This window comes from Thermohalobaculum sp., from assembly GCF_058622915.1.
In genome coordinates this window covers 1-15,589 of the sequence record NZ_JBZSYN010000011.1, presented here as the reverse complement: position 1 = coordinate 15,589, position 15,589 = coordinate 1, and the positions used below count along the sequence as shown (strand labels likewise).

At 70.4% G+C, this 15,589-nt stretch carries 13 protein-coding genes; 3 read left to right on the top strand and 10 right to left on the bottom strand.

The genetic code is table 11. The features are described from left to right. The 3 genes from AC32QD_RS00865 to AC32QD_RS00855 all read right to left on the bottom strand — a co-directional run. A partial coding sequence (locus AC32QD_RS00865) for a beta/alpha barrel domain-containing protein (protein ID WP_492008587.1) occupies nucleotides 1–310 on the bottom strand: 310 nt, incomplete at its 3' end. A gap of 2 nt (nucleotides 311–312) precedes the next feature. Next, nucleotides 313–1,332: an anthranilate phosphoribosyltransferase gene (gene trpD, locus AC32QD_RS00860; RefSeq protein WP_492008586.1), complete on the bottom strand. Its 1,020-nt coding sequence runs from the start codon at nucleotides 1,330–1,332 to the stop codon at nucleotides 313–315. Beyond that, on the bottom strand, nucleotides 1,329–1,919 hold the full coding sequence (locus AC32QD_RS00855; protein ID WP_492008585.1) for an anthranilate synthase component II: 591 nt from the start codon (nucleotides 1,917–1,919) through the stop codon (nucleotides 1,329–1,331). Before AC32QD_RS00855 ends, trpD begins: the two co-directional genes overlap by 4 nt. A 159-nt stretch (nucleotides 1,920–2,078) precedes the next feature. Here AC32QD_RS00855 and AC32QD_RS00850 point away from each other — a divergent pair, with 159 nt between their 5' ends. Further along, entirely contained in the window at nucleotides 2,079–3,176 is a 1,098-nt protein-coding gene (locus AC32QD_RS00850) for a divergent polysaccharide deacetylase family protein (RefSeq protein WP_492008584.1), read from the top strand. On the opposite strand, the gene trpE is transcribed toward AC32QD_RS00850, so the two are convergent. From trpE to AC32QD_RS00835, 3 genes are all read right to left on the bottom strand, one after another. Further along, a complete protein-coding gene (trpE, locus tag AC32QD_RS00845) occupies nucleotides 3,169–4,674 on the bottom strand; it encodes an anthranilate synthase component I (protein ID WP_492008583.1) in 1,506 nt (501 codons plus the stop codon). The two genes, AC32QD_RS00850 and trpE, sit on opposite strands and share 8 nt — an antisense overlap. Nucleotides 4,675–4,680: 6 nt before the next feature. Continuing rightward, nucleotides 4,681–6,594, bottom strand: a complete 1,914-nt coding sequence (locus AC32QD_RS00840) for a peptidylprolyl isomerase (RefSeq protein ID WP_492008582.1) — start codon at nucleotides 6,592–6,594, stop codon at nucleotides 4,681–4,683. 101 nt (nucleotides 6,595–6,695) lie between these two features. Beyond that, nucleotides 6,696–7,889, bottom strand: coding sequence for an aminotransferase (locus AC32QD_RS00835; protein ID WP_492008581.1), 1,194 nt, complete (start codon nucleotides 7,887–7,889; stop codon nucleotides 6,696–6,698). Nucleotides 7,890–7,995: 106 nt separating this feature from the next. Between AC32QD_RS00835 and AC32QD_RS00830 the strand changes: the two genes are divergently transcribed. After that, a complete protein-coding gene (locus tag AC32QD_RS00830) occupies nucleotides 7,996–9,825 on the top strand; it encodes an ABC-F family ATP-binding cassette domain-containing protein (RefSeq protein ID WP_492008580.1) in 1,830 nt (609 codons plus the stop codon). A 47-nt stretch (nucleotides 9,826–9,872) separates the two neighbouring features. Here the strand turns inward: AC32QD_RS00830 and AC32QD_RS00825 are convergent, their stop codons facing one another. The 3 genes from AC32QD_RS00825 to parE all read right to left on the bottom strand — a co-directional run bounded on the left by AC32QD_RS00825 (nucleotide 9,873) and on the right by parE (nucleotide 13,592). Beyond that, nucleotides 9,873–10,397, bottom strand: a complete 525-nt coding sequence (locus tag AC32QD_RS00825; RefSeq protein ID WP_492008579.1) for a hypothetical protein — start codon at nucleotides 10,395–10,397, stop codon at nucleotides 9,873–9,875. Next, nucleotides 10,394–11,320: a DMT family transporter gene (locus tag AC32QD_RS00820; protein ID WP_492008578.1), complete on the bottom strand. Its 927-nt coding sequence runs from the start codon at nucleotides 11,318–11,320 to the stop codon at nucleotides 10,394–10,396. Before AC32QD_RS00820 ends, AC32QD_RS00825 begins: the two co-directional genes overlap by 4 nt. 301 nt (nucleotides 11,321–11,621) lie before the next feature. After that, nucleotides 11,622–13,592: a DNA topoisomerase IV subunit B gene (gene parE / locus AC32QD_RS00815; RefSeq protein WP_492008577.1), complete on the bottom strand. Its 1,971-nt coding sequence runs from the start codon at nucleotides 13,590–13,592 to the stop codon at nucleotides 11,622–11,624. Between the two features lie 294 nt (nucleotides 13,593–13,886). Here parE and AC32QD_RS00810 point away from each other — a divergent pair, with 294 nt between their 5' ends. Next, complete coding sequence (locus tag AC32QD_RS00810) at nucleotides 13,887–14,699, top strand: cytidylate kinase family protein (protein ID WP_492008576.1); 813 nt, start codon at nucleotides 13,887–13,889, stop codon at nucleotides 14,697–14,699. A gap of 12 nt (nucleotides 14,700–14,711) precedes the next feature. On the opposite strand, the gene AC32QD_RS00805 is transcribed toward AC32QD_RS00810, so the two are convergent. After that, the coding region (locus AC32QD_RS00805) for an NAD(P)/FAD-dependent oxidoreductase (protein WP_492008575.1) at nucleotides 14,712–15,589 on the bottom strand (878 nt) is incomplete at its 5' end.

The window sequence follows — 15,589 nt, the reverse complement described above, 5'->3', positions numbered from 1 at the left end:
CGGCGCCCTGAAAGCTCGGCCCGTCGGTCAGCACGCTCAGGCAGGTGGCGCCGCCGGCGGCATAGGCGCGGGCCAGCGCCGGGGGGTCGAAATCGGCCCGGATCAGGCCCCTCGACGGGCTCGCCTTCTTGATTTCGGCGACCAGGCCATAGCGGCCCTGCGCTTCCGCCGCGGCCAGCGCGGCGCGGAAGGGGCGCACGGGCGAGGCCTGCCGCGCCGCCGCCTCGACCTCGGCCAGCGGGCGCTGCGCCTTGCGCGCGGCGACCTCCTCGAGCTTGTAGGCCCGGATCCGCTCGAGGATATCGGCCATGCTCACTTGCCCTTGTGCGTGGCCGCGGCCAGCGCCGCGACCTTGGCCTTGGCCGCGCCCGAGTCGATGCTTTCGGCGGCGATCTCCGCGCCTTCCTCCAGCTTGGCCGCGCGGCCCGCGATCACCAGCGCGGCGGCCGAGTTCAGGATCGCCGCGTCGCGATAGGCGCCCTTGTCGCCGTTGAGCAGCGCGCGCAGGCGCACGGCGTTCTCCTCGGGCGCGCCGCCGATGATGTCGCGGAAGGGGTGCAGCGGCAGGCCGGCCTCCTCGGGGTGCACCTCGCGCTCGGCGATCTCGCCGCCGTGCAGCGTGACCACCGTGCTGGGGCCGCAGATGGAGATCTCGTCGGTGCCGTCGGAGCCGTGCACCAGCCAGGCGGCCTCGGTGCCAAGCGCCTTCAGGGTCTCGGCCATGGGTCGGAGCAGCTCGGGCGCATAGGCACCGGTGAGCTGGCGCTTCACCCCGGCCGGGTTGGTCAGCGGCCCGAGGATGTTGAACACCGTGCGGGTGCCCAGCTCGAGGCGCACCGGCATGACGTGCTTCATCGCCGAGTGATGCATCGGCGCCATCATGAAGCAGATGCCGCACTCGTCGAGCGCGCGCTGCGCCACCTCGGCCGAGACCATGACGTTGACGCCGAGCTGGGAGAGTGCGTCCGCCGTGCCCGACTGCGAGGTCAGCGCCCGGTTGCCGTGCTTGGCGACCGGCACCCCGGCGCCGGCCACAATGAAGGCTGCCGCCGTCGAGATGTTCAGCGTGCCGCGTCCGTCGCCGCCGGTGCCGACAATGTCGATGGCGCCCCTTGGGGCCTTCACCGCGGCGGCCTTGCCGCGCATGGCGGCGGCGGCGCCGGCGATCTCGTCCACGGTCTCGCCGCGCGTGCGCAGGGCCATCAGCAGCCCCGCCGCCTGGGCCATGGTGGCCTCGCCCGACATGATGATGCCGAAGGCCTCCTCGGCCTCCTCGCGGCTCAGCGGGCCGTCGGCGGCCTTGGCGATCAGGGGTTTCAAGGTGCTGCTCATGCGGTCTCCCTGGTTGCGACGCCCGCAATCTCGAGGAAGTTGCGCAGCAACGCTTGCCCGTGCTCGCTGGCGATGGATTCGGGATGGAACTGCACGCCGTGCACCGGGCGATCCTTGTGCGCCAGCCCCATCACTACCCCCGACTGCGACCGCGCCGTGACCTCGAGGCAGTCCGGCATGCTCTCGGGCCGGACGGTCAGCGAATGGTAGCGCGTCACCGAGAACCCCTGTGGCAAGCCGCGGAACACGCCCGTGCCGGCATGGGTGATGACCGACAGCTTGCCGTGCATGATCTCGTGGCAGCGCACCACCTCGGCCCCGAAGGCCTGGGCGATCGCCTGGTGGCCGAGGCAGACGCCCAGGATGGGCAGGTTCGCGGGCGCCTGTCGCACGACGTCGAGGCAGATTCCCGCCTCGTCGGGGGTGCAGGGCCCGGGCGACATGACGATGGCGCCTGGCCGCCGCGCAATCGCCTCCTGCGCGCTCAGCGCGTCGTTGCGCACGACCTCCACCTCTGCCCCAAGTTCGCCAAGGTAATGGACCAGATTGTAGGTGAAGCTGTCGTAGTTATCGATCAGCAGGATCATGCGGGTGGCGACTTTCGTTGCGTTGAGCGACCGCTTCTGTGGCGCGGGCCGCCGATTGCGGGTATATCTGCCGTGACTGGCGCGCACGCGTCAAGCGGGGGTGTCGCGACGCCGGAGGCTTGGCGTGGTTGAATCGGAGCTCAGGGGTGGGGTCCCGCGGTGAAACGATATTACGATGACGAGGACCGGCGTCCGAACTGGGCGCTGCGCCTCGTGAAGGGAATCCTCGTCGGTGCCGTGGTCAGCGGCACCGCCGTGGCGGCGATCTCGATCTTCGTGCTGCCGCCGCCGGCGCCGCATCCCAAGATGGCCGAGCAGGCGAGCGGTCCGAAGATGATCGACGGCATCGAGGTGGCCAGCGAGCCGGCCTATTTCGGCACGACGGACGCAACGGCGCAGGACGCCGGCGCGGCGCCCGGCGCCCACACGACGGCCGCTGCCGATGCGGCTGGCGCCGACGCAGTGGGTCCGGTCCAGCTCAGCGGTCCGGCGCTGGTGGTCAATGCCGCGGCGTTCCAGCCCGCCGCCGGCAAGCCCTTGGTGGCGGTGGTGCTTGACGACGTGGCCGCCGACCCGATGCTGCATGATCGCGTGTTCGGCCTGAAGCTGCCGGTGACCATCGGCGTCGTCTGCGGCGGGCCCGGCGACCAGGCGACGGCCCGGGCGGCGCGCGCTGCCGGCTATGAGGTCGTGGCCGAGCTGCCGATCATGGCCGGGGGGGCGTCAGCCGGCGCGGCGCTGGAATACGACCTGACCTCGGACCAGGCGGCCGAGCGCACCGCGCTCCTGATGCGCCGGCTGCCGATGGCGGTCGCGGCAACCTCGGCGCCGGCGACCATGCCGCCCGGCAACGCGCTGGCGCAAGGGATAATGAAGGCGCTCGGCCCGTTCGGCTTTGCCTATCTCGCGCGTGACCGAAGGTCGGGTGCCGCGGCCCCCGCCGCCTCCGGGCTCGACCGCATCACTGCCGTGAGCGACTTCTCCATCCCGGCGAAGGCCACGGCGGCCCAGGCGCATGCCGTGCTCGATCATGCCGCGGCCGAGGCGGCCAAATCCGGCGGCGCCGTGGTGATGGCCGCCGCCGACCGGCAGGTCCTGCTCGCGCTCGAGCTGTGGGCCGGCAGCACCGGCGGCGTGGCGCAACTCGCGCCGCTCTCGGCGGTGGTGAAGCGGCTCAACGGCGGCGAGGCCATGAGCGCAAAGCCGGTGGCCGCGGGGGCTGCCCAGACGGTGCAGGCGAGCAGCCCGGCTAATTGAAGTTGCGCGCCACGGCGGCCGCCGTCATCAGCGCCTTGGCCTTGTTGACCGTCTCCTGGTACTCGGCCTCGGGGTCCGAGTCGTAGACCACGCCGCCCCCAGCCTGGACGTAGAGCGTGCCGTCCTTGACCACCCCGGTGCGCAGCGCGATGCAGGTGTCCATCTCGCCGGCCGCCGAGAAGTAGCCGACCGCACCGGCATAGACGCCGCGCTTCTCCCGCTCCAGCTCGTCGATGATCTCCATCGCCCGGATCTTCGGCGCGCCCGAGACCGTGCCCGCCGGCAGCCCGGCGAGCAGCGCCGAGAGCGCGTCGTGCTCCTCGCTCAGCTCGCCCTCGACGTTCGACACGATGTGCATGACGTGGCTGTAGCGCTCGACCACGAACTGCTCGGTCGGGCGCACCGTGCCGATCCTGGCGACACGCCCGACATCGTTGCGGCCCAGATCCAGCAGCATCAGGTGCTCGGCCCGCTCTTTGGGGTCGGACAGCAGCTCCAGCTCCAGTGCCCTGTCCTCATCGGGCGTTCTGCCGCGCGGGCGCGTGCCCGCGATCGGCCGTAACGTCACCTTGCCCGCGCGCACGCGCACCAGGATCTCGGGGCTGGCGCCGATGATGTGGAAGCCGCCGAGATGGAAGAAGAACATGTAGGGCGAGGGATTGATCCGCCTGATCGCGCGGTAAAGCGCGAAGGGCGCCACCTCCAAGGGCAGCGCCCAGCGCTGCGAGGGCACCACCTGGAAGATGTCGCCGGCGCGGATGTACTCCTTGGCCCGCTCGACCATCTCGTGATATTCGGGCCGCGTCGTGTTCGATACGGCATCCGCCGCGCGCGGCGCCTCAGCGGTGACCGGCGAGACCGGCGTGCCGTGCATCGGCGCCCGGTCGATGGCCTCGAGCGCCGCCGCCAGCCGCTCACAGGCCTGGGCATAGGCCGCCCGGGCGTCCACGTCCGGCCGGTGCCACACCGGGGTCACCAGCGTGACCATGTCGCGCACGTTGTCGACGATGGCGATCAGCGAGGGCCTGAGCAGCACCGCGTCGGGCAGGTCCAGCGGGTCGGGGTTCGCTGCGGGCAGCCGTTCGACCAGCCGGATCATGTCATAGCCCAGATAGCCGAACAGCCCCGCGGCCATGGGCGGCAGGCCGGCGGGCAGCTCGATCCGGCTCTCGGCGATCAGCTTGCGCAGGCTGTCGAGCGTGGGCGCCGCTTCGGGCATGAAGGCATCCGGCTTTCCAGCCGGGTCGCGGTTGACCTCGGCCGCCGCGCCGCGGCAGCGCCAGATCAGGTCGGGCGCGAAGCCGATCACCGAATAGCGCCCCTTGATCTCGCCGCCGGTGACGGACTCGAGCAGGAACGAGTTGGCCGCCGCGTCCGTGAGCTTCAGCATCAGCGAGACGGGGGTGTCGAGGTCGGCCAACACCTGCGCCCATACGACCTGGTTGGCGCCGCCGGCATAGCCGCGCGCGAAGGCGTCGTAGGACGGGCTGATCTCCATCCGGCCCTACTGGCCGGGCTGGCTGGAGGCGCCGAGCCGCTGGAAGACCTTGTCGACCACGTTCCAATGGATCTGGGGGTGGTGCTCGGCCATGACGGCGCGGGCATAGTACTCGCCGACATCCTTGTCGATCGAGTCGGCCAGCACGTTGCGGATCTGCTTGCTCTCGGTCTGGATCTCCTTGGGCGTCGGCATGGTGACGCTCGAGACCTGCGCGATGACCACGCGCTTGCCGTCGGCCGAGGCTGCGAAGGCGCCCGCGCTGCTGTTCACCCGGAACAGCCGGTCGACCAGCGCCGGAGGCAGCTGCTTCGGCGCGTCGATGCGCGTGAAGGGCTGCAGCGGCAGCACGGCGGCCTTGAGCTTCTTGCCGATGTCCCAGATCGAGGTGTTCTGGTCCAGCTCCTTGGCGATCTTGCCGGCCTTCTCCTTCAGCGCCTCCAGCCGCCGGGCCTGCTGCCACGCCGCGACCGCCTTGTCGTGCACGTCCTTGAGCGGCGGCACGTGGCTCGGATTGATGCGGTTGACCATGACCAGGAAATAGCCGCCCTTGTCGGTCTGCACGAGGTTGCGCTCCTCGGCCTGCTGCGCGGCGAAGACCTCTTTGATGAAGGGCTTGCTGGCGACGATGCCCTTGGCCTCGCTGCCATCGGCCAGCGTCCCATCCTGGGCCAGACCGTCGAAGGTGCCATAGGTCGCGCCGGTCTCCTTTGCGATCTGCTGCATGGTCTTTCCGGCCGCGCGCAGCTCCTCGATCTTGTTGGCGATCTCGGGCGCGCGGTTCTGAAGCGCATTCTCTGCCAGCTGGTGGGCGATCTCCTTATGCATGACCGCATAGGACAAAACTTTGGACGGGGTGATCGCGCGCAGCCGGTAGACGGCAAAGCCCGCCGGCAACTCGACCGGCCCGATGATGCCGGGCTTGGCCTGCGAGAACACCAGCTTCTCGGCGGCGGGCGGCAGGTCGCCGCGCTGCACCTTGCCCAGTTCGACGTCCTTCTGGCTCAGCCCGCGCTTCTTGGCCAGCTCGTCGAAGGTCGTGGCACCCGAAAGAATCTGCGACACGGCCTGCTCCGCCGCCTTGCGGTCGGGGAATGTGATCTGGTCGACGGTGCGCGTCTCGGGGGTCTTGTAGCTTGCCTTGTTCGACTCGTAGGCGGCGCGCACGTCCTTCTCCGCAGGCTGCAGTTGTGGCAGCAGCTTTGCGGCATCGACATGAAGGTATTGGCCCGAGCGGCGCTCGGGCTGGGCGAAATCGTTTTTGTGCTTGTCGTAGTAAGCCTTGAGCTGGTCGGCGCTCGGGGTCCCCGGGTCCGGGGCCATGTCGAGGGTCAGCGCCATGATGTTCGCACCCCGCTTCTCGGTGCGGTAGGTGGCGATGCGCGCGGCCACCCCGGGCGGCGCCACCATGCCGGCCTTGACGGTGTGCATCAGGATGTTCTGGGCCAGAAGCGTGCGCGTGAGCGATTCGAACTCGGGCGGGTTCATGCCCTGCTGCTGCAAGGCCATCTCGTAGATCTGCTTGGAGAACTTCCCGTCCGGCCCGTCGAACGCCTTGTTATCGCGCACCGCCTTGGCCACCGCCGCGTCGGGCGCCGACAGGCCAAGGCCCTTCAATTCCTGGGTGAAGGCCGCGTCACGCACCAGGCCGCCGAGCACGGCCCCCGCGATCCCTGCCTGCCGCAACTGGTCCATGGTGACCAGCTTGCCCGCCCGACGGGACAGGCGTGTCTGCTGGCGCGACAGCGCCTCCGAGAATTGCTGTGCCGAGACGCTGGTGCTGCCAACCTTGGCCACGTCTTGGGTGATGCGGAAATTGAAGATGTCGCCGATGCCCCAGACCGCGAAGCTGGCCACCAGAAGCGCGATCAGCACCTTCGCGACCAGCGACTTCGCGCCCTTGCGCAGACGGTTCAGCATGCGTCACCTGTTCTCGCCTTCGGGGGCCTTGCGGATGCGGTCCGCCCCTTGCTCGGGCTTCTTAATCCGCGTCGGCGGGGGGCACAAGACGCCCGCTGCGCTCAGGGCCGGAAAGCGGCCATGCGGCGGCCCATCTCGGCGATGCCGTCCAGATCGGCATTGGCGAAGGCGATGCGCAGGCCGCGCTCGCCGCCCCAGTCGCGCGCCTTGGACGCGGGCGGCGCGAACATCGTGCCGGGCAGGACCAGAATCGACTGCCGCTCGACCAGCAGCCGCGCCACCCGGTCCGAGGGCAGATCGAACGGCGGCTCGACATAGGCGAAATAGGCCCCCGCGCCGCGCAGCCGCCAGTCGCGCAGCGGCCCGGAGAACTCGTCGATCACGGCGCGGCGGCGCGCCAGGATCTCCTCGCGCTCGGCCTCGACCCAGTTGCCCAGGTTGCGCAAGCCCCACAGCGCCGCGATCTGGCCCAGCCGCGGCGGGCAGATCGTCACCGTGTCGAGGACCTTCTCCGCCTCGGCCAGCCGCGCCGCGCCGGCGATCATCGCCCCGACCCGATGACCGGTCAGCCGGAACACCTTGGAGAAGCTGTAGAGGTGGATCAGCCCCTCGCGCCAGTCCGGCTGGCGAAACAGGCCGTGCGGCGCCCCGGTGCCCGAGCGGAAGTCGCGATAGGTCTCGTCCACGACCAGCACGGCGCCGTGCTCGCGCGCCAGGGCGTAGAAGCCCTGCATCAGCGCCGGGGGATATTCCGCCCCGGTCGGGTTGTTCGGCGTCACCAACAGGATTGCACGGACCTTCCGGGTCAGAGCTGCCCGCGCCGCCTCGAGGTCGGGCAGCATGGCCCCGTCGCAGGGGATCGGCACGGCCTCGACGCCGCTCATCTGCAGCCACATCCGGTGATTGAAGTACCACGGCACCGGGACCATCAGCGCCTCGCCGGGTGCGCACAGCGTCGCCGCCGCGACGCAGAAGGCCTGGTTGCAGCCCGCGGTGACCGCCACCTCCGCGCCGTCGATCGGGGCGTCATAGGCCACCGACCATCGCGCCGCGATCTCCGTGCGCAGCGCCGCGTCGCCCAGCACGGGGCCGTAGAGATGCGCTCCGGGCGTGTGCATCGCCGCTTCGGCAATGGCGCGCCTGAGCGGCTCGGGCGGTGGCTCGACCGGCGCGGCCTGGCTGAGGTTCAGAAGCGTCCGGTCGGGGGGAAAGCACGTCTCGCGCACCCAGCGCTGCGCCTCCATGATCGGCGCCGGCGCGACGCGGCCGAGATTGGGGTTGAGCGGGACGGGCACCGGGTCTCCCTCGTGAGGCCGGCGGACAATACGGCAAAGGTGGTGCGCGGGAAATCCCCCTCGCGGCCCCTTGACGCGGCAGGCCCCGTGCGCTTCATGCCGTCCGATGGCCGAGCCGCCCCTTCTCACGCTCAGCGATATCACCCTCGGCTTCGGGGGGCGTCCGCTGTTCGCCGGCGTCACCGTCTCGATCGCCCCGGCCGAGCGCCTGTGCATCGTCGGGCGCAACGGCTCGGGCAAGTCGACGCTGATGAAGCTCGCCGCGGGCCTGGCCGAGCCCGACCGGGGCACGCGTTTTGTGAGGCCCGGCACCCGCGTCGCCTACCTGCAGCAGGAGCCCGACCTCGCCGGCCACGCCACGCTGGCCGACTACGTCGCCGCGCCGCTGGCCCAGGAGGACCGCTGGCGCGCCGCGGCCGCCATGGACGGCCTCGAGCTCGCCGGGGGCACCGACCCCGCCACCGCCTCGGGCGGCGAGCGCCGCCGTGCCGCGCTGGCGCGCCTCATCGCCATGACGCCCGACCTGATGCTGCTCGACGAGCCCACCAACCACCTCGACATCGCCGCCATCGAGTGGCTGGAGGACCACCTCGCCGGCACCCAGGCCGCCTTCGCCATCGTCAGCCACGACCGGGCGCTGCTGTCGCGCGTCACCCGCACCACGCTGTGGCTCGACCGCGGCGAGGCGCGGCTGAACGGCGAGGGCTTCGCCGCCTTCGAGGAATGGCGCGACAAGGTGTGGGCCGAGGAGGAGGCCGCCCGGCACAAGCTCGACCGCCTGATCCGCGAGGAATCCCGTTGGGCGGTCGAGGGCATCTCCGCGCGCCGCCGCCGCAACCAGGGCCGGCTGCGTCGCCTCGACGCACTGCGCGCCGAGCGCCGCGCCCAAATCGCGCGCACCGGCACCGCCGCCATGGCGCTGTCTGCGGGCGAGCGCTCGGGCAAGCTGGTGATCGAGGCCGAGGGCGTCTCCAACGCCTATGCCGGCCGGCCCCTGTTCCGCGATTTCTCCATCCGCGTCGCCCGGGGCGAGCGGGTGGCCATCGTTGGCCCCAACGGCGTGGGCAAGACCACGCTGCTCAATGTGCTCACCGGCGCGCTCGCCCCCGATCAGGGCACGGTCCGCCTCGGCACAGGCCTGCGCCTGGTCGTGCTCGACCAGCGCCGCGCCGCGCTGGCGCCCGAGGCCACGCTGTGGCAGACGCTGGCCGGCGACCCGGCGCTGGGCGTGCAGGGGCAGGGCGACCAGGTGATGGTGCGCGGGCACCCGCGCCACGTCGTCGCCTATCTCAAGGACTTCCTGTTCGACGAGCGCCAGGCCCGCGGCCCGGTCTCGGCGCTCTCAGGCGGCGAGCGGGCGCGCCTCCTGCTCGCCCGCATCATGGCGCGCGAGTCCAACCTCCTGATCCTCGACGAGCCGACCAACGACCTCGACGTCGAGACCCTCGACCTGCTCGAGGAGCTGGTCGACGACTACGACGGCACCGTGCTTATGGTCAGCCACGACCGCGACTTCCTCGACCGCGTCGCCAGCACCACGGTGGCCATGGAGGGCGACGGCCGCGCCGTCATCTACGCCGGCGGCTGGTCCGACTACCGCACGCAGCGCGGCGAGGCCACGACGGCATCCGCGGGGCAAAAGCCGGCGAAGCCGAAGGTGACCGGGAACAAGCCGGACAAGCCAAGGCGGTCGTCGCCGCGCCTTGGCTACGCCCAGGAGCGCCGCCTTGCGGCCCTGCCCGACGAGATCGCCCAGCTCGAGGCCGAGATCGCCCGCCTCGAGGCGCTGCTCTCGGACCCCGGGCTCTACGCGCGCGACGCGGCGGCGTTCCACAAGGCCACCGAAGCGCACGCCGAGCGCAAGCACCGCCTCGAGGCGGCGGAGGAGGAATGGCTCGAACTCGAGTCCCTGCGCGAGCGCCTCGCCGGGGGCTGAGAGCGGTCGGGGGATGGCGGAGCGCGCGCCGCGGGCGGCCCGGGCCGTCAGCTGTTGGGAAACATGGCCGCGAGCAGCTTTTTCATGCGCAGATAGTAGGTAAGCCAGTCGTCCTTGGCCACGTCGCTGGCGTCCAGGGTCGCCTTCACGATCCAGTCCTTGCCGTGGCAGAAGATGGCGTGCACGACGAAGCCGTTCCCGTCCGGCGGACCGATCGCGATTCCCTTGCCCTCGCCGCAGGCCCGGGCATCGTCGGGCTTGCCCGTCGGATTGAACAGCATCACCAGCCGCGCGCCGTCGCCGACCAGCCCCTGGCCGGGGGTCACCGGCTGGAAGCGTATGTTCCGGCCCGGCCCCTTGGGCATGCGCAGGGTGCCGGCGATCTCGGCGGGGTCGGCGCCTTCCCAAGGCGCGCCGTAGATCTCGACCAGCACGGCGCCGTGGCTCTGCTGCAGCTTGAGCAGCGTCTGGACGCTGGTCATCTCGCGCCGGCCAAGATCGCTGATGTCGGATTTCTCGCAACCGGCCAGCATGCCGACCAGGCACAGCGCTGCAGGCAGCAGCAGCTTCATGGCACCTCACCCCCCGGCTCCGTGAGCAGCATGGCCTGACGCCGCGCAAGCTGCCGCTCGCGATGAATGACGTAGAGCCCGGCCGAGATGATGATCGCCGTGCCCAGCCAGGTCAATGCGTCGGGAAAATCTCCGAACACGAACCAGCCTATCAGCGTGGCCGAGATGATCTCAAGATACTGGAGCGGCGCCAGCGTGCCGGCCTCGGCGCGGGCGAAGGCGTTGACGATCATCTGGTGGCTTGCGGCCGCGAGCAAGCCGACGCAGAGGATCAGCAACATCTCGTGACGGCCCGGCCAGGTGAGCGCGAGCGCGGGCGCGTGAAAGGGCGCGCCGATCGCGATCGCCGCCGCCAGCGCAAGCGTGGCGAACACGCCGACCCAGAACTGCAGCGCCACGCGGCCGCCGGTGCGCGTCATGATCCGCGTGATCAGCAGGTAGCAGGCAAAGCAGAAGGCCGTGCCCAGCGGGTAGACCGCGGCTGGCCCGAAGGCGTCCCAGTTCGGCCGGATCACCACCAGCGCGCCGACCAGACCGGCCGAGACCGCCGCCAGGCGCCGCCAGCCCAGCCCCTCGCCCAGGATATAGGCTGACAGCAGCGTCAGGATCAGCGGCTCGGCGAAGAAGATGGCGATGACGTTGGGCACCGGCATGTACTTGAGCGCCGACGTGATGCACAAGAGCCCCGAGCCCAGGAAACACCCCGCCAGCGCGTGCAGCCAGGTGGGCCGGCTCCACTGGCCCAGCGCCAGCACGAAGGGCAGCAGGATCAGTGACTGCATGGCGAAGCGCGCCGCCCCGATCGAACCCGGCGACATGGTTTCGGTCAGCAGCTTGGCGAACATGTCCATGAACGGCGCGAACAGCATCGCGCCCGCCATGATCGCGACGCCGGCCTGCGGCGTTTCGGGAATGGCTTTCATGCGGGAGGCTCCCCTCGTGCCCTTCATGTCTCACGGATCGGGCGGCGGGGGAAGCCTCATGCCTGCCAGATTCAACGCAGGCTTGCGCGCTTCTCGCTTCGTCGTCGCGGAGGGGGCCAAGGCCTCATATGACCGCATCCGCCCGCCTTGGCGGGAGGGACGGGACCATCGCCTTCATTCTGAGGCAGGCGTTGCCCATGAATCCTGTCCAATTTAGAAAGATAATTAAATCAATTGGTTATGTTGCGTCCAAATTTGGACACGCTTGCGGCGCCCCAAAGCATGGCCCCGGCGGCGGCCCTCAGACGTCCAGATCCTCGGCGAAGCGGGCGTTTTCCTGGATGTAGCGGAAGCGCATTTCGGCCTTCTTGCCCATCAGCCGCTCGACCAGGCTCTCGGTCTCGCCCGGCTCGTCCTCGGCCAGGCTCACCCGGATCAGGCTGCGCGTGGCCGGGTCCATCGTGGTCTCGCGCAGCTGCCGCGGCATCATCTCGCCCAGGCCCTTGAAGCGGCTGACCTCGATGCGGCCCTTGCCCCCCAGCCCCGCGGCCATCAGCCGCTCCTTCTCGGCCTCGTCGCGCGCATAGGCCGAGACCGCACCTTGCGTCAGCCGGTAGAGCGGCGGCGCGGCGAGGTAGAGGTGCCCCGCCTCCACCAGAGGCCGCAGGTGGGCGAAGAAGAAGGTCATCAGCAGCGAGGCAATGTGTGCCCCGTCCACGTCGGCATCGGTCATGATGATGACCCGGTCATAGCGCAGGTCCTCGGCGGCGAACTTCGCCCCGATGCCCACGCCCAGCGCCTGGCACAAGTCGCTCAGCTCCTGGTTCTGCCCCAGCTTGGCGCCCGAGGCGCCCAGCACGTTCAGGATCTTGCCCCTGAGCGGCAGCACCGCCTGAAACTTGCGGTCGCGCGCCTGCTTGGCCGAGCCGCCCGCCGAGTCGCCCTCGACGAGGAAGATCTCCGAGCCCTCGCGGCTCGCCGCCGAGCAGTCCGCCAGCTTGCCGGGCAAGCGCAGCCGCTTGGTGGCGGTCTTCCTCTCGGTCTCCTTCTCGGCGCGGCGCCGCAGGCGCTCCTCGGCCCGCTCGACGACATAGTCGAGGATCGCCGAGGCCAGCTTCGGGTCGCCCGCCAGCCAGTGGTCGATGCGGTCGCGCACCGCGCCCTCGACCAGCTTCTGCGCCTCGGTCGTGGCGAGGCGGTCCTTGGTCTGGCCGACGAACTCGGGCTCGCGAATGAACAGCGAGATGATCGCGGCGGCCGTGCCCATCACGTCCTCGCGCTGGATGTTGGCGGCGCGCCGGTTGCCGGCCAGCTCGCCATGCGCCCGCAGCCCGCGCGTCACTGCCGACCAGAACCCGGCCTCGTGCGTGCCGCCCTGGGGCGTGGGGATCGTGTTGCAGTAGGACGAGACCAGCGCGTCGCGCCCCGGAGTCCAGGTCAGCGCCCACTCGACCGAGCCCTTCGAGTCCGCGAACTCGACGCGCCCCGCGAAGGGACGCTCGCCGAAGAACTCGTGCTCCTCCAACGCGTGCAGCAGGAAGTCCTCGAGCCCGCCGGGGAAGTGGAAGGTGTCCTCGGCCGGCGTCTCGTCGCCCTCTCCCAACAGCTCGGGCGCGCAATGCCAGCGGATCTCCACGCCCCTGAACAGGTAGGCCTTCGAGCGCGCCATCTTGTAGAGCCGCGCCGGGCGGAACCCGGTCCGCGTGCCGAAGATCTGCGGGTCGGGGTGGAAGCGCACGACGGTTCCGCGCCGGTTCGGCGTGGGCCCCAGCGTCTCGAGCCCGCCCCTCGGCTGCCCGCGCGAGAACTCCTGCGCGTAGAGCTGCTTGCCGCGGGCCACCTCGACCCTGAGACGGTCGGACAGCGCGTTCACCACCGAGACGCCCACGCCGTGCAGGCCGCCCGAGGTCTGGTAGGCCTTGTCCGAGAACTTGCCCCCCGAGTGCAGCGTGGTCATGATGACCTCGAGCGCCGACTTCCTGGGGAAGCGCGGGTGCGGGTCCACCGGTATGCCGCGCCCGTTGTCGGTCACCGCGACCGAGCCGTCGGCCACCAGCTCCAGCTCGATGCGGCTGGCGTGCCCGGCCACCGCCTCGTCCATGGCGTTGTCGAGCACCTCGGCGACCAGGTGGTGGAGCGCCCGCTCGTCGGTGCCGCCGATATACATGCCTGGCCGCCGGCGCACCGGCTCGAGACCCTCGAGCACCTCGATGGTTGCGGCGGAGTAGGCGTTCTCGGCGGCGGCCTGGGTGAATAGGTCGCTGGCACTCATGTGCTCTGTTATCCCGAATCGTGTCTGCTCGATCCGCCCATTAGAGCAGGCTATCCCGGTCGGGCGCAACATCTTGACCGCCATAGTCCCGGGTCCGCTAGGTATCGGACCGGCCGCGCCCAGCGTTGGCAGAATCTTGCCAGCCAGCCACATCATTCGACACGATGTGACGAAGGTTACAGACTCGACTCAGTCGTTCATCGAAACCATTCCCCCGCGCCGCGGCCGATCATGGACCGACCTCAAGGCGGTTCCCCAGACGACCGGCGGCTATCGAAGCGAGGAGATTTTTTAATGACGGTTATTGCGATGACCCGCGAGATGGGGAGCCTTGGCAAGGAGATTGCCCGCGATCTCGCCGGCTACTTCAAATCCAGGCTGATCTACCACGAACTCATCAGCGACCCAACCGACCCGAGCCAGCTGGATGGGCCAAGCGAGGTCAAGCGCCTCCTTGGCGACGGCTGCAACACCAATTGCGCATCGCACCGGACTGGCCGCATGACGCCGGTCGAACTGCTCGAGCTTGCCAGCCGCGGCAACGTCGTCATCCGCGGATGGGGCGCCGTCCGGCTCCTGCACCAGATCCCGCACATCTTCTGTCTGCGCGTCTGTGCGCCGATGCAGGACCGCGTCGACGAGATCGTACGCCGCCTGGGCATCTCCGAGCACAATGCGCGGCGCGAGATCCATCGCAGCGACGACCTGCACAGCAGCGTCTTCGAGCGCCTTTCCGGCGGAGACTGGCGGGACCCGCTGAACTACGACATGGTCGTGAACACGGCACGGCTCACGCCGGAGGACGCCGCCGATCTCATCGTCGAAGCCGTCTCTCGCCCGACCTTCCGAGAGACCGAGCAGTCCAGACAGGTCCTCGCCGACCGCCTTGCCGAGGCGCGGATTGCCTCGTTCCTGGCCAACGATCCGGCCCTGGCGGGGCCATCCCGCAACGTCCACATCTCGGTCACGGGCAGCGCCGTCACGCTCTCGGGCGGCGTGCAGGGATGGCTCCAGGCTCGCGAGATCGCCGCAGCGGTCCAGGCGCATGCCGGCGTGGCGGAGGTCCGCAACAGCATCCAGACGATCGGCGATTATATCGGCGCCTGAGCCCGCAGCCCTTCACAGGTGGCCCAGCGCGTCCTTGATCGCGAACAGACCCTGCATCGCGCCGACATAGAACGGGCGCAGCCCGGGCAGGGGCAGGCGCAACGCCAGGTCGCGCAAGGGGGCCGGTATGTGGCGTTCTGGCTTGCCCCCAAGAACCTCGGCCAGAAAGCGTCCGCCCACTTGGGCACCGTTGATGCCGGAGCCGTGCCAGCCGAAGGCGAAGCCGATGCTGGCGTCGTCCCGCACCAGGCCGACAGAAGGGGCCATCCGCGCCGTGGCGCAGATCGGGCCGCGCCAGAAATGGGTCAGCTCCGCCCGCGCCAGCCCGGGGAACTGCCGTGCCATGCGCGCCGCGACCGCGCGGCGCATGCGGCCGGCGCCCGCATCCGAGCCATGGATGTCGCCGCGCATGCCGATCAGGAAGCGGCCCTCGGGCAGCAGGCGGAAATAGCTTAGCAGGCGTCGCGTGTCCGCGCCGGGCCGCTCGCCGAGCCAGCCGAGCGAGGCGCGCTCCGCCTCCGTGAGCACCCGCGTCACGCCGATGTTGGAGATCACCGGCACCGCCCGGCCGTCGAAGCGCGGGTGGAGCCCGTCGGGCGTGAAGCCGTTGGTCGCAAGCACCACGCGCGAGGCCGCGACCGCGCCTGCCGCCGTCACCAGCAGGTGTCGGGCTCCGTCGCGCTCCCAGCGAACGACCTCCGAGCGCGGGAACACCCGCACCCCCAACTGCGCCGCCCGGTCCGCGAGCGCCCGAACCAGCCGCAAGGGGTGGATGCCGAAGCCGGGCCGGACCAGCAGGCCGCCATGCCGCCGCGCGCCCTCGACATCGTCGGGCGGCACCAGCTCGAGCTCGACGCCATGTTCGCTCCGCTCGGCCTCGAGCTCGATGG